At 65.0% G+C, this 14,516-nt stretch carries 10 protein-coding genes; 5 read left to right on the forward strand and 5 right to left on the reverse strand.

What is annotated here, in order from left to right; genetic code table 11:
* The first annotated feature begins 57 nt into the window (after positions 1–57).
* From pepN to KR227_RS05430, 4 genes are all read left to right on the forward strand, one after another.
* Positions 58–2,664: an aminopeptidase N gene (gene pepN / locus KR227_RS05415; protein ID WP_218364183.1), complete on the forward strand. Its 2,607-nt coding sequence runs from the start codon at positions 58–60 to the stop codon at positions 2,662–2,664.
* A gap of 188 nt (positions 2,665–2,852) precedes the next feature.
* The gene (locus KR227_RS05420) at positions 2,853–4,127 is read left to right on the forward strand and encodes a TIGR04053 family radical SAM/SPASM domain-containing protein (protein WP_218364375.1); all 1,275 of its coding nucleotides are present in this window, start codon (positions 2,853–2,855) and stop codon (positions 4,125–4,127) included.
* Between the two features lie 220 nt (positions 4,128–4,347).
* Positions 4,348–5,118, forward strand: coding sequence for a CPBP family intramembrane glutamic endopeptidase (locus KR227_RS05425; RefSeq protein ID WP_218364185.1), 771 nt, complete (start codon positions 4,348–4,350; stop codon positions 5,116–5,118).
* 75 nt (positions 5,119–5,193) lie between these two features.
* Complete coding sequence (locus tag KR227_RS05430) at positions 5,194–6,264, forward strand: mechanosensitive ion channel family protein (protein ID WP_370625173.1); 1,071 nt, start codon at positions 5,194–5,196, stop codon at positions 6,262–6,264.
* Positions 6,265–6,304: 40 nt separating this feature from the next.
* On the opposite strand, the gene KR227_RS05435 is transcribed toward KR227_RS05430, so the two are convergent.
* The 5 genes from KR227_RS05435 to KR227_RS05455 all read right to left on the reverse strand — a co-directional run bounded on the left by KR227_RS05435 (position 6,305) and on the right by KR227_RS05455 (position 12,515).
* Positions 6,305–7,237 carry an alpha/beta hydrolase gene (locus tag KR227_RS05435; RefSeq protein WP_218364187.1) on the reverse strand — a complete coding sequence of 311 codons (933 nt, stop codon included), beginning with the start codon at positions 7,235–7,237 and terminating at the stop codon, positions 6,305–6,307.
* 77 nt (positions 7,238–7,314) lie between these two features.
* On the reverse strand, positions 7,315–8,928 hold the full coding sequence (locus tag KR227_RS05440) for an ABC transporter ATP-binding protein (RefSeq protein WP_218364189.1): 1,614 nt from the start codon (positions 8,926–8,928) through the stop codon (positions 7,315–7,317).
* Positions 8,929–9,819, reverse strand: coding sequence for an ABC transporter permease (locus tag KR227_RS05445; protein WP_218364191.1), 891 nt, complete (start codon positions 9,817–9,819; stop codon positions 8,929–8,931).
* The gene (locus KR227_RS05450) at positions 9,816–10,838 is read right to left on the reverse strand and encodes an ABC transporter permease (RefSeq protein WP_218364193.1); all 1,023 of its coding nucleotides are present in this window, start codon (positions 10,836–10,838) and stop codon (positions 9,816–9,818) included. The genes KR227_RS05445 and KR227_RS05450 overlap by 4 nt, the downstream gene beginning before the upstream one ends.
* 3 nt (positions 10,839–10,841) lie before the next feature.
* Positions 10,842–12,515 carry a TIGR04028 family ABC transporter substrate-binding protein gene (locus KR227_RS05455; RefSeq protein WP_218364195.1) on the reverse strand — a complete coding sequence of 558 codons (1,674 nt, stop codon included), beginning with the start codon at positions 12,513–12,515 and terminating at the stop codon, positions 10,842–10,844.
* A 130-nt stretch (positions 12,516–12,645) separates the two neighbouring features.
* Between KR227_RS05455 and KR227_RS05460 the strand changes: the two genes are divergently transcribed.
* Entirely contained in the window at positions 12,646–14,508 is a 1,863-nt protein-coding gene (locus tag KR227_RS05460; RefSeq protein WP_218364197.1) for an FAD/NAD(P)-binding domain-containing protein, read from the forward strand.
* Positions 14,509–14,516: the final 8 nt, after the last annotated feature.

The following is a 14,516-nucleotide window of genomic DNA, read 5'->3' on the forward strand; positions in this document are numbered from 1 at the left end:
AGCAACCACACACCCCGCCGCTCACGCGATCTGCGTCACGCTACTACTGTGGTGCGCATGACAAGTGTGAACCTAACCAGAGATGAAGCGCGCGCCCGCGCGGCCATGCTAGAGACCGAGCACTATGACATCGCGCTCGATCTGACCACCTCCGACGAGACCTTCCGCTCCACCACCACGGTGCACTTCACGGTGAAAGAGGCGGGTGATACCTTCATCGATCTCCGCGACGCCCACATCCATTCCGCGTCCCTTGATGGCGAGGAGTTCACACCGGAGTATTCCTCCGAGCACGGGCTGCAGCTGAAGCAGCTGAGCGTCGGCGAGCACACCCTCGTGGTCGACGCCGACTGCACCTACTCCCACTCCGGCCAGGGCCTGCACCGCTATGTGGACCCGGCCGATGACAAGGTGTACCTGTACTCCCAGTTCGAGACCGCCGACGCCAAGCGGGTCTATGCCTGCTTCGACCAGCCCGATCTCAAGGCCACCTATCGCCTCAGCGCCATCACCCCGCAGGACTGGGTTGTGATCACCAATGGGGAGACCACCTGCACCGAGTCCGAAGGAAAGCGCGTCCACACGGCGGACTTCCCCTACCCGATCTCCACCTATATCGCTGCGGTGTGTGCCGGCCCCTATCACGAGGTACGGGAGACCTGGACGGGCACGCTCACCCACCACCCGGAAACCCCTGCCGATCAGCCCACCGATCTGGAGATCCCGATGGGCCTGTACTGTCGCGCCTCGCTGGCGGACTCGCTGGATGCCGAGCGCATCTTCACCGAGACCCGACAGGGCTTCGATTTCTACCACCGCAACTTCGGCGTCGCCTATCCCTTTGGCAAGTACGACCAAGTGTTTGTGCCCGAGTTCAACATGGGCGCCATGGAAAACGCCGGCTGCGTGACCCACCGCGACGAGTACGTCTTCGACTCCCAGGTGACGCACTACATGTACGAGCGCCGCGCCGATACCATCCTGCACGAGATGGCCCACATGTGGTTCGGCGATCTCGTGACCATGGAATGGTGGGACGATCTGTGGCTCAACGAGTCCTTCGCTACCTGGGCCGCGGCGATCTCCCAGGCTGAGGAGACCCGCTATGACACGGCGTGGACCACCTTCGCCTTTGTGGAGAAGTCCTGGGCCTATAGCCAGGACCAGCTGCCCTCGACGCACCCGATCTCCACGGATGCCTCCGATATTGAGACCGTGGAGCAGAACTTCGATGGCATTACCTATGCCAAGGGCGCCTCGGTGCTGAAGCAGCTGCAGGCCTATGTGGGGCGCGAGGAGTTCTTCGCCGGAGTGCGCCGCCACTTCGCGCGCCATGCTTTCGGCAATGCCACCTTCGATGATCTGCTCGCTTCCTTGGAGGAAGCCTCGGGACGCGATCTCTCGGATTGGTCCAGCCAGTGGTTGAAGACCACCGGCATCAACTCCTTCTCGGTGGAGTCCACGAGCAGCGATGGCGTCTACGATTCCTTTGCCATCGTGCAGTCCGGAGCCACCCCCGGTGCTGGCGAGACCCGCACCCACCGCCTTGCCGTGGGCCTCTATAGCCTCCAGGATTCCGCTGTGGTGCGCACCCAGCGCATTGAGCTGGATGTGGACGGCGAGCGCACCGAGGTGACGGATCTCATCGGCGCCCCGGAGGCAGATCTGGTGCTGGTCAATGACGATGATCTCACCTACTGCCTCTATGAAGCCGATGAGCAGAGCCTGGCTTTCATTGGCGAGCATATCGACGCCATCGAGGATTCCATGGCGCGGGCACTGTGCTGGTCGGCCGCCAGCCAGGCGACGCGCGATGGCCGTATGCCGGCCCGCGACTTCCTCGCACTCGTGCAGCGCGGTATCACCTCCGAGACCGAGTTGGCCGTGCTGGAGCGCATCTTGCTGCAGGCGCGCATCACCCTGCGTTCCTACGCCGATCCGGAGTGGGCAGAGCAGGAAGGCAAGCAGGCCTTTGCCCGCACGCTTTTCGACGCCCTCTCGCAGCCCCACGACCTCGCTGCCGGCACCGATGCTCAGCTGCCCTTCTTCAAGGCGCTCGCCCAGGTGGAATTCGGGGAGAAGGAAGCCGCATTCTTCCGCTCTATCCTCGAGGGCACGTGCACGGTGCCGGAGCTGGAGGTGGATAGCAATATCCGCTGGAGCGCCCTGACTGCCCTGATCGCCCGCGGCGATATCGCCGACCCAGAGGCCGCCATCGCCGCAGAGCGCGAGCGCGATGCCACCGGCTCGGGCCAGAAGTCGGCATGGCGGGCCGCGGCGGCCATCAATACCGCGGAGAACAAGGCCCAGGTGTACGAGCGCCTCAGCACCGCAGCCGGCGAGATCTCGAATCTCGAGCTGCGCCACACCCTCGAAGGCTTGCTCTTTGCGGGCTCGGCGCCGAACCTGGAGCAGTTCAACGAGCGTTTCGTGGAGCTCGCCCCGCAGCTGTGGGCCGATCTGCCGAATGAGACCGCCCAACCGCTGCTCGAGGGCATCTACCCCAGCTGGGATATCAGCGCCGCGGGCATCGAGCGCTCCAAGCAGCTCTTGGATACGGATATTCCGAGCGCTTTGGCCCGCCTGGTGGCAGAAAACGTCGATGCGCAGGAGCGGGCATTGCGTAACCGCGAGGTGGATACCCGCGCTGGAGAGCAGCGATAAAAACTGCCAATCTTAGGCGCCACTAAGCAGAGGGTGGCCAATATCTCCCAGCTCAGGGGCCGTTTCTGTTGGCGCGGTCCGGCTGTGCTGTCTTAATCTGGAAGGTGCCTGTGCTTTCCGGGCGCTGACGCTGCTCGGAGGGCACGATCGCCGAAGATGAGAGGGAGCTCAGCACTGTGAAGCATCGCATGCCGGTTGTGCGCACGGTCCGCCACGACATCAACCAGAAGCCGTTCATTGTTATCTGGGAGGTCACCCGCGCCTGCGCCTTGGTGTGCAAGCATTGCCGCGCCGATGCCCAGCATCACGCCGCCCCTGGCCAGCTCAGCACGGCCGAAGGCAAGGCACTGCTGGAACGCCTCGCCGCCTATGAGCATCCCCGCCCCTTGGTGGTGCTCACCGGCGGGGATCCTTTTGAGCGCGATGATTTGGTCGAGCTCACCGCCTATGGCACCTCGCTGGGGCTGAGCATCTCGCTCTCGCCCTCGGTCACCCCGAAGCTCACCCGCGAGCGCATTAGCGCGCTGCGCGAGGCGGGCGGCAAGGCCATGTCCATGTCGCTCGATGGTGCTTTCCCAGAGACGCATGACGCCTTCCGTGGCTTCTCCGGCACCTTCGAAAAGACCGTCGAGATGGCCCCCATCATTAATGAGCTGGGCTATCGTTTGCAGATCAATTCCACGCTCACGAAGTCCAATATTCACGAGGCCCCGCACCTGCTCAAGCGGGTGATCGATATGGGGGCGAAGATGTGGTACGTCTTCTTCCTCGTGCCCACTGGCCGCGGCGCCGCGCTGAACTCGCTTTCGCCCCAGGAGCGCGAAGACGCCCTGCACTGGCTGCATGATGTGTCTAATCGCATCGCCATTAAGACCACAGAGGCGCCGCAGTACCGGCGCGTGGTGCTGCAGGCCCAGCAGGCCAAGGAGGAGGGACGCCCCGGCTATGAGGGTGGCCCGTTGTATCGCGAGCTCACCGAGCTCACCACCGAGCTTCTTGGCGAGCACCCCGCCGCCCCGCGTCGTCCCCGCGCCCCGATGGCGGTGAACTCCGGCTCTGGTTTCGCTTTCGTGGACCATGTGGGCGATGTGTACCCGAGCGGCTTTTTACCCATGCACTGCGGCAATGTGAAAGAGCGCGACTTCCAGGATATTTACGCCAACTCTCCGGCCTTTCAGGCATTGCGCGACCCGGACCACTGGCACGGCAAGTGCTCGGTCTGTGATTTCCACTCTGTCTGCGGCGGTTCGCGTTCCACCGCCTATGCCCTCACCGGCGACTACCGCGCTTCCGATCCCACCTGCGCCTATATTCCGCCGGCGTGGGCGGCGGAGCATCCCCACGATTGCGGCGTGGATCGGGCAGCACTGGAGAAGCTCATCGGCGCCGAGGCGCTCCGCAGCTACTCCCCGGCCCACACCACGGAGGCTGCTGCCGAGCTCGCAGCGTCCGCAACGCCCTAAGAAGCGGAGAGATCTTTCTCACAGCTCTCCTGAGACTACGCTAAAGACATCCCATGTCTCATGGGGCTATGGGTCTCCTTTATAAGGAAGCCCTAAAAAAGTCACTTTTCGGCCACTAATGGATTCAGTGTGCATTGGGAATGCGTCATGCTCTCCCGCTACAAATAGTTTCCACCAGGGTTGCCCATCCCGTGCGACCCCCGTGCCTGGAAAGGACACCATGAAGACACTCTCGCAGCGCCCACTCATCTCGTGCCTCGGCGTTGTCGTTATTGCCATTCTCAGCCTCCACTTCGGGGGTGTCGTCGCCGGCAACCCAGACATCAATACCGCACCAGCCCTGTTCGCCTATGTCATTCCGCTCATCGTGGCGCTGGGCGGGCTGTGGTGGCTGAAACTCGGCAGCCTTGTCTCCCCCGCCGGCTTCCACCCCAAGGACCTGCTGCGCCTGGGCTGGCCCCTCTTCGCTGTATCGGCCGTGTTCTTCACGGTGAACTTCCTGTTCATGGAGGAGCCCACCGCGCAGCAAAGCGAGGGCGCCATGAAGCGGCTGATGTTCCTTGTGCTCATCATGGCGGCCACGGCCTTCTTTGAGGAAGTCATCTTCCGCGGCATCGTCCTGCAGATCCTGCTCAAGAACACCTCGATCTCGCAGACCCGCGCCGTCATCCTCGCGGCCGTGATCTTCGGCCTCACCCACCTTGCCAACCTCACCCGCCACCCCGAGCTGATCGTCGGCACCGCCAGCCAGGTGTTCTACACCTTCTCGCTGGGCATCTTCCTCGGTGCGCTCATGCTGCGCACGAAAAACCTGTGGGTGCCCGCCATCGGCCACATGATCTTCAACGTCTTGGGCAGCTACACCACCATCTATGTCCTGCCGGGCACGCCCGTCGCGGACGCCTCGATCTTCGCGGCAATCCTGCAGCTGGTCTTGGTCTCTCCGCTGCTCATCATCGGTCTGCGCTGGCTGAAAAAGGCCCAGAGCTAGCACCGCGCAGCATCTCTGCTGAACCAGCGTCGGCCATCTGGTGTTCTGTGAATACCTCCCCTATGGTGGTTCGACGTGAACACAGAAATATTCTCTCTCAGCTCTCATGCCCTGCCCGCCGATACCTTCGTGCGGGCAGCGGTAACATCTACGGTAGATAACACTGTCGAATCCATCGGCTCGTGGTGGGAACAGCCGCTCGTGCAGGAGTGGCTCATTTCCAAGCCGATCCACATCGTCATCATTATTCTCGTGGCGATCGCCCTGAACTATTTCCTGCGCAAGCTCATCACTAAGGTCTCGGAGAACGCCGCCGCCAGTGATAAGCGCTCGAAGATCGGTTTTGGTACCGCGCACAATGATCCCGTCGCGGAGGAAGATGATCCGAAAAAGGCCGAGCTGCTGCGCCAACAGCTTGCCGCCCAGGATAAAGCCCGAGCGCAGCGTCGTGAAGCGCGCATGATGACTCTCGCCACGGTGGGCCGCTCGGCCGTGTCCATCGTGGTGTGGGTGTGGGCGGCGCTCGCGATCCTCGATGAGGTGGGCGTGAATGTGACCCCGCTGATCGCCTCCGCTGGTGTTGTGGGTGTGGCCTTGGGCTTCGGCGCCCAGGCACTGGTCAAGGACTTCCTCTCCGGCATCTTCATGATGATCGAGGACCAGTACGGCGTGGGCGATACCATCTCCGTCGGCGATGTCGCCGGCGATGTGGAGGATGTGTCGCTGCGTGTAACCACCGTGCGCGATGTGGACGGTGTGCTCTGGTTCGTGCGCAATGGCGAGATTCTCTCGGTGGGTAACTACTCCCAGGGCTACTCCATCGCGCGAATCGAAATCCCCGTGTCGCTGTCCGCGGATGTGGATGCCGCGCAAAAGACCATCTTCGACACCGTGCAGCGCTCCGCTGCCGCCGAGGAATACCGCGCCGATATTCTGGGCGATCCGGAGCTGGCGGGCATCTCCAAGTTCAATGTGGACCACATGGTGGTGCGCGTGAATATCAAGGTGATGCCAGCGCAGAAGTGGGCGGTGGAGCGCGCCATGACGGCCGAGATCATGAAGGCCATGCACGCCGCCGACATCCACGCCCCCTACCGCTTCGGTTATGGCTTCGGCACGCCCGGCGCGCCGGCGGGCCTGGATTAACCGACCCGGCTCTCCTCCAGCCGTGGCCGAGCGCCACGGTTTAGCAGAGAGTAGAGATCCACAGCAGCAGGTCTTCATAGACCTGCTGCTTATTTGTTTCCTGCAGGATTTCGTGCCGCTTGCCCGGATACACCACGGCGCTGACGCGATCGACTCCCGCCGCGTCATAGCGATTGGCCACCTGGGTGGCGCCGCTCGCCCCGCCCACCGGGTCCTTGGCCCCCGAGACCACCAGAATGGGCAGGTCGCGTGGGGTGGCGCTAAAGGTGGCGCGGGTATTTACTCGCCTATGGGCGCTGAGGAAATCGGCGAAGAATTGATTGGTGGGCACGAAGCCACACAGTGGATCGGCGCGATAGCTATCCACCACCGCGGGATCGGAACAGAGCCAGTCCACATTGGTGCGGCGCTCGAAGCCCTTGTTATAGCCGGCAAAGACCAGGGTATTAAGCAGGTGCGCCGTGCACCGCGGTTTCCGCGCGGCCAGGGCAGAAGCCAGGAGCAGGCCTGGGGAGGCGTAGCACGGCCACCGGCCGGTGCCCACGAGGATCGCCCCCGCGAGGGGCTGATAGCCGCGGGTGAGATAGTCACGGGTGGCGAAAGACCCCATGGAGTGGCCGAGCATAATCCACGGCACATCCGGGTAGGTGCGCTGAAAATGCGTGCGCACCAAGGAGATATCCTCCACCACGCGCGACCAGCCATTCTCATCCGCGAAGTGGCCGAGCGGGCCGTTGGTAACGGCCTCGGGTCCGTGGCCGCGATGATCATGGGCCACCACCGCAATATCGTTGCTATTCAGAAACTGCGCCAGCTCATCGTAGCGGCCTGCGTGTTCGGCCATGCCATGCACGATCTGCACCACCTGGCGCGGCTTGGCCACCGGCCAGTGATAGGTGCGGGTTCTGATTCCATCGTGAGTGATCACACCGTTGATCATTGGGTTCTCTCGCCACACATCCTTGTTCTTCACACGTGCTGCGCTTATCGACGCCGCCCTCGAGTGTTTAAGCCTAGCCGCTGCAGCACACCTGGTGCTGCTAGCGCGGCTTAAATCACGTAGTGCACATAGCGCTGCTCCTCCAAACGAGCGCGGAGCACCCGCCCGGGAATGGCGTGCACCAGCCGGCGGGTGAACTCATCGGAGGGGTTGTCGAATACCTCGGCCACTGGCCCGTAGTCCACCTGGCGTCCGCGTTGCATCACCGACACCGTGGAGGAAATGGCGCGCACGACCGCGAGGTCGTGGGAAATAAACACATAGGTCAGCCCCAGCTCTTCTTGGAGATCGTGCAAGGTCTCCAGAATCTGGGCCTGCACCGTCACATCGAGTGCGGAGACCGCCTCATCGAGCACGATGAGCTCGGGGCGCACCACGAGGGCGCGGGCGATCGCGGCGCGTTGCAGCTGCCCGCCGGAGAGTTCCCGTGGGCGGCGCGACGCCAAGGCGGGATCGAGGTGCACCTTGCTGAAGGCCTCCTCTACATGCTCCTGCCGCTCGCGGCGGCGGCGCACGTGCCCGAAGTTGCGCAGCGGCTCCGCCACCGACTCCCCCAGGCTCAACCGCGGGTCGAAGGAGGAATAGGGGTTTTGATAGACCAGCTGCACCCGGCGGCGCAGCGCCCGCACCTGCGCGGGCGAGGCATCGCTAAGCGAGGTATCCCCGAGCAGCACCTGGCCCGACGAGGGGGTGTGGAACATGGAGATGATGCGCCCGATCGTGGTTTTCCCCGAGCCCGACTCGCCCACCAGCCCGTGCGTGGTGCCGCGGCCGACCTCGAAGGAGACATCATCCACGGCCGTCACCCCCGGAAAGCTCTTCGAGAGCCGCTCCACGCGCAGCAAGGGGTAGGTCTCTGCCGGCTCTACTGCCGCGGGCGTGGTGGGGCTATTCAGCGAGGGCGCATGGGAGATGAGCCGCTGGGTGTAGTCCTCCCGCGGGGCGCCCATCACTCGCGCGGAGGTGCCGGACTCCACCACCTGTCCCTTATTCATCACCATGATGCGATCCGCACGATCGCCCGCCACCGCGAGATCGTGGGTAATGAGCAGCACGCCGGCCCCGAGCTCGCGGGTCATCTCGGCCAGCACATCGAGCACCACATCCTGCACCGTCACATCCAGCGCCGAGGTGGGTTCATCGGCGATGATCAGCTCCGGTTCGCCGGCGATGGCGGCGGCGATGAGCGCGCGCTGGCGCAACCCGCCCGAGAGCTCGTGCGGGTATTGGCCATAGCGCAGCTCGGGTCGATCCACCCCCACCTTGTCCAAGAGCTCCACCACCCGCTGCCGGGTGGCGCCGCGCGGATTATGAATAGCAATCGCCTCGGCGATCGTTTCGCCGATGGTGTGCACCGGGTTGAAGGAATTAGTGGGATCCTGCGGCACCAATCCGATGCGTCGGCCGCGGATGGTGCGGAGGAAACGCTCCTCACGCCCCACGAGCTCTTCCCCGCGGAGGGTGATCGAGCCATGGGTGATGCGGGCGTTATCCCCTAAAAGCCCCACGATGGCCTGCGCCGTGGTGGTTTTACCGGAGCCGGACTCGCCCACGATGGCCAGGGTTTCGCCGGCCTGCAGGGTGGCGTCGATAAGCGAAATGGCGGGGGTGTCCCCATAGGAGACGCTGAGGCCATCGATGGAAAGAAGCGGAGTAGCAGACATCTAGATCGCAACCTTTCTGTGCACGAGTCGGCTGAGCCGGGTGACGGCGAGCACCGTGAACACCACGATGAGGCCAGGAAGGACGGTGAGCCACCACGCGGTGACCACATAGTCGCGGCCATCGGCGACGAGCAGACCCCACTCGGGCGTGGGTGGGGTGGCGCCATAGCCGAGGAAGCCCAGGGTGGAGATTTGGAGGATGGCGCTGCCGAATTGCAGCGCCGCCAGGGCGATCACTGGGGTGAGCGAGTTGGGCAGAACATGCCGGAGCAAGACGCGGGGAAAATTCGCCCCCGCCCCGAAGGCGGCCTCCACATAGTCGGCCTGCATCACGCTCAGCACCTGCGAGCGGGCGAGGCGGGCGAACATGGCTACGGTGGTCACGCCCACCGCGATCGAGGCGTTGATCGTGCCGAAGCCCACGATAATGATGATGGACAGGCTCAACAGCAGAGCCGGGATGGCCAGCAGCACATCCACCACGCGCATGAGCACGGTTTCGACCCAGCCGCCGCGGGCGCCGGCGAGCACGCCGATGGCGGTGCCGACGATCACACCCACGAGCACGGCAATCAACGCCCCCGCCAGGGAATGACGGGCGCCGTAGACCACGCGGGCGTAGACATCACGGCCGGTGGCGTCGGTGCCAAACCAGTGCTCCGCCGAGGGCGGCTGCAGCGACTGCGGGGTTACTGCCAGCGGGTCGGCCTGCGCGAAGATCCCCGGCAGGGCGGCCCAGCTGATCATGAGCAGCAGGAATATACCGGCGAGCGCCGTGCTGAGTGTGCTCGCGCCGCGGGCCACCACGCGGGCCACGTCGGCGGTGGACGAGGACTGACTCGGGGCGGCGGCGCTATCGGCTGTGGGGTGCTGGGCGGTGATCGTCGTCATCGTGTCTCCTCTTCGGTGGCGGCGGCAGTGGCGGGGGCGGTGGCGGGCGCAGCAAGGGGCGCGGCGGCGGGTCCGGTGCGGGCAGTGCGCACCGTGCGCAGGCGTGGATCAAGCAGCGGGTAGCACAGATCCACGATGAGGTTGATCAGCACGAACAACGCCGCGGCGAGCACCACGATGGCCATGAGTACGGGGGTGTCGCGATTGGATACCGCGTTCACGGTGAGCGCCCCGATTCCGGCTCGGCCGAAGACGGCCTCGGTCACCACCGAGCCGCCGATGAGCTCGCCGAAGATCATGCCGGCGATGGTGAGGGTGGGAAGCAGCGCATTGCGCATGATGCCGCGCCACAGCACCCACCGCTCGGTGGCACCGCGGGCGCGCAACACCGTGACAAAGGGGCTGGACTCCACCTCATCGATGGAGCGGATGAGCACCTGCGCCAGCGGCGCGGCCACGGGAATGGAGAGGGTAATCACCGGCAACACCAGCTCCTGCAGGGCGGAACCGCCGATCACCGGGATGATGGCGAAGCGGAAACTCAGCAACTGGATGAGCACGATGCCGACGAAGAAGGTGGGGGTAGAGGCAAAAAGCGGCGGCAGCGATCCGGCCAGCGCCCGCAGCCAGCGGAAGGGGCCGAAGGTGGCGGCGGTGGCGATGAGCACCGCCAGCACCACGCCGAGAAGAAAGCCGCTGATAGCCAGAGCCAGGGTGTGCGGCAGGGCCTCGCCCAAGAGGGTGGACACGGCACTGCCCTGGGCCACCGAGGTGCCGAAGTTGCCCGTGAGATAGCCGCCGAGAAGCACGAAGAACTGCACCACCAGGGGCTTATCCGCGCCATAGGAGCGGCGAATCTCCTCCACCTGCTCCGGCGAGAGACCGAGCTCGGGGCTGGCATAGCGGGCCTCGATGGCATCGCCGGGCAAGGCGGCGAGCAGCACGAAGGCGGTGATGAACACCAGCAGTATCACGGTGAAGGCTTGCAGGATGCGCGATAACACAGCAGAGCGAGTCATGATCTAGTTCTCCTTCGGGGCGCTCAGGCTGGTGGCATAGAACCACGGGCGGGCGGTGGGGCCGGTCTGGAAGTCCCGCACGTTATCGCCGAGGGCGAATACTTGGGGCTCCTCAAACAGCGGCAAGGCATAGGCTTTGTCCGACACATAGTTCTGGCTCTCGCGCACCACGCGCTCGCGGGCGCTCGGGTCCGCGGTGGCCGAGATGGCGTTCATCAATCTTTCGAGTTCGGGATCATGGATTTCACCCGTCTCCGTATCGCCATTGAGCAAGACATTGCGTTTCTCCGAATGCCACAGCGAGGTCACCACGTCCGCATCGGCGCGGCCCACGATGTGATGGGCCAATTGGATCTTGTTGATGTCCTTGGCCGCGGCGGTTTGGGCGGCATAGTCTCCCGGGTAGAGCTGCAGGTCTACCCCGATGCGGCGCAGCTGTGCCTGCATCATGGTCACAATCTCCTTCGAGCGCGGCTGCGGCACCGCCTCATTGACCGTAAGGCTCAGGCGCTCGCCGTCCTTTACCCGGATGGTGCCTGGGCCCGCGCCTGCCGGCAGCTGCCAACCGGCCTCGTCGAGCAGCTGCCGCGCCGCCTCGGGGTCATAGACATAGTGCTCGGATTGATCCTCATAGCCGCGGGCCTCGCTCGAAAGCGTGGAGGTGGCCAGCGGATAGGAGTCGGTAAACAAGGTGTCGAGGATTTCCTCCCGGTTCACGCCCTTGATCAGCGCCTCGCGGACTCGCTGATCCGCGAGATAGGGGTGGGCGAAGTGAAAGTTGATGGAGTTATTCATCCCGCCGGTGCCGCCGGCATGGATGCGCACACCCAGCTCCCGAAAGCGGCGCTCATCGGGCGCTTCCACCTGGCGAATCACATCGGCCTGGCCAGCGAGCAGAGCACCGGTGCGCACCGAGTCCTCGGGCGCGGTGACGATGGTGAGGGTGGTGAGCTGCGCCGGGCCGTGGTGGGAGGCCGCGGGCGGGCCCCAGTCATAGTCCTCGCGCCGCACTAGCCGGATCTGGGTGCCCAGTTCCTCCTCCTCGATCACGAAGGGGCCGCTGGCCACCACGTTCACCGCGTTACCGGGGCCGAAGCCCTCGGCGTCGCGACGCAGCGTGGCCGTCGACAACAACCCAGCATTCAGGGTGGAGGTGGCTTGGGCGAAGCCCGGCGCGGGGGCGGAGAAGTGGAAGCGCACGGTGTGCTCATCGAGCACCTCGCCGCGCTCATAGTTGTTGATCTGCTCGCTGGGCGGCAGGGTGCGCTCGGCGTCGCCGCGCCCGAAAAGATCAAAGTTGGCCACCACATTCGCGGCATCGAGGGCGCTGCCATCGGAGTAGGTCACGCCCTCGCGCAGCCGGAAGGTGTATTCGGTGGCGTCCTCGTTGATCTCGGGTAGCTCCGTGGCGATCCACGGGTGCAGCTCGAGGGTCTCGGGGTCTTGCCACAGCAGGCGATCGGTGATGTTTCCCACGATGCCGCCATTGGGGTAGAAGCCCGCGGTCGGCGGGTAGAGGCTGGTCCACGGGGCCGAATCGGCATAGGTCAGCTCTGCGGCGGCGGCGCGATCCTCGGGGTTGGCTTTGAGTGGCGCGGCACAGCTGGCGAGCATCAGCATGGGAATCGCGAGCGCGGCAAGAAGCGAGGCGAGTTGAGGGCGTCGTGAGGGTGTCATGGACGGAGCCTTCCTATGCGATAAACACAACAGCAGGTGCCCGCCAGGCGCGGCCCCTCAGCCCCGCCGCGGCGCGCACAGCACGATATTAGACTGGCCATTCTATTTATAAAGGACTAATCTGTCTATTATGGGTATTTCACACTCGGCTCACGCTCACCCCCGCAGCATCGCCATCATCGGAGCAGGACCCCGCGGAATCTCGCTGCTTGAGCGGCTATCCACGGCCCAGCGCCATAGCGATCAGCCCACCCCCTTGACGGTGCATCTCATCGACCCCCACCAGATCGGGGCGGGAAAGGTATGGCGCACCGACCAGCCGCGGACCATGTGCATGAACACCCTTGCCGATGCCGTCACCCTCTACCCCGACCCAGACGCCAGCGTCGGCATACCGCCGCGCACCGGCCCCACCATGTATGAGTGGATCCAGACGCAGCTGCAGGACCCAAGCGCGCGGACAAGCGAGTTCTGGGAGGAGATGCGCGCCACCAAACCGGAGTCCAATCCCAGCCGCGCTCTCTACGGGGAGTATCTGCGCGCCGTCCACCAGCAGCTGCGCACCAGCCTGCCGGAGGGTATGAGCGTGCGCGAGCACCCCCAGGCCGCCACTGCCATCACCCCGCAGGGCGCACAGGATCAGATCACGCTCGCCGATGGCACCACCCTGCTGGCCGATGCCACCGTGCTCGCCCTCGGCTGGGACACCCCGGCCCCCTCCGCCGAGGAGGAGGCCCTCGCCCACGCGAGCGGCCAGTGGATCGCCCCAGGCAACCCCATTGACCAGGACCTCTCCCCCATCGCCGCCGGCGAGACCGTGCTGGTGCGGGGGCTGGGCATGAGCTTCTTCGATTCCCTCCTGCTGCTCACCGAGGGGCGCGGCGGCCGCTTCGTCTCTGATACCTACCGGCGTTCGGGGCTGCGCTATGAGCCGAGCGGCCAGGAGCCGCAGGTGGTGGTGGCCAGCGGCCGCGGCTATCCCTATCTGCCGAAATCGGATTACCACTCCCTGCCGCCGGCGCCGCATAATCCGCGCACCCGCGCCGTGATCGCCGAGCTCTCGGAGCGCACCGGGCTGGGCTGTATCGATTTCGGCACCGAGGTCCTGCCCGCACTCCTGCGCGACGCCCACGAGGCCTACTACCTCACCAGCCGCCCTGCCCGTATAGAGGAGATTCTCCAGCTCATCGATAGCACCGAGGATCCGCGGCTCTTGCCGGAGCAGATCGCGCCGCTTCTCGACGCCACCTCCCGCCCCTTCGACCCCTTTGCCTACTCCCAGCCGCTGGCGGGGCTCCGCATGGATCCGTCCGCCCTGACCGAGCACATCGCCACAAGCCTCAGCGGCGATATCCACGAGGCCGAACGCGCCCGCGAATCCGCCTTCAAAAATGGCATGTGGGCCCTAGCCGCCTCCCGCAAGGCGGTGGGCATTCTCGGCGAACACGGCCGCTATACCCACGCCTCCCGCACCAGCAGCCTGCGCGAATTCATGGCTCTGGGCCAGATGGCGGGATCGGGGCCGCCGCTGTTTCGCACCCGGCAGTTGCTAGCGCTTATCGACGCCGGCCTCGTGGAATTTCTCGGTGCCACCCCACAGGTGAGCACCACCGAGACCGGCTTTCGCATGTCCTCCCCCACCACCGGCGACGCCCGCGAAGCCCGGGTGCTTCTCGACGCCTTCGTGCGCAACCCCGATATGGGCAAATCCGCCTCGTCTGTGGTGCGCTCAGTAGGCGACAGAGCGCGGCTCTTTCGCTTTGATGATGGCTCCGCCTCGCGCTCGTGGGAGGTCGATCCCCACACGGGCCGCGTTATTGGCAGCGCGGGCGAGCCCGATCCGCGGCTGCATGCGGTGGGCATTCCACTGGGGGCGTTTCTCGCCGACACCACGATCTCGCCGATGCCGCGCACCGATCCCGCGATGCTGCAGGAAAGCGACCGGGTGGCGCGCTCGCTGCTGCGCATCGCCTGCGACTCTCCTGGCGCCTAAAATGGATA

The organism is Corynebacterium sp. TAE3-ERU30, assembly GCF_019209925.1.
GTDB lineage: Bacteria > Actinomycetota > Actinomycetes > Mycobacteriales > Mycobacteriaceae > Corynebacterium > Corynebacterium megadyptis.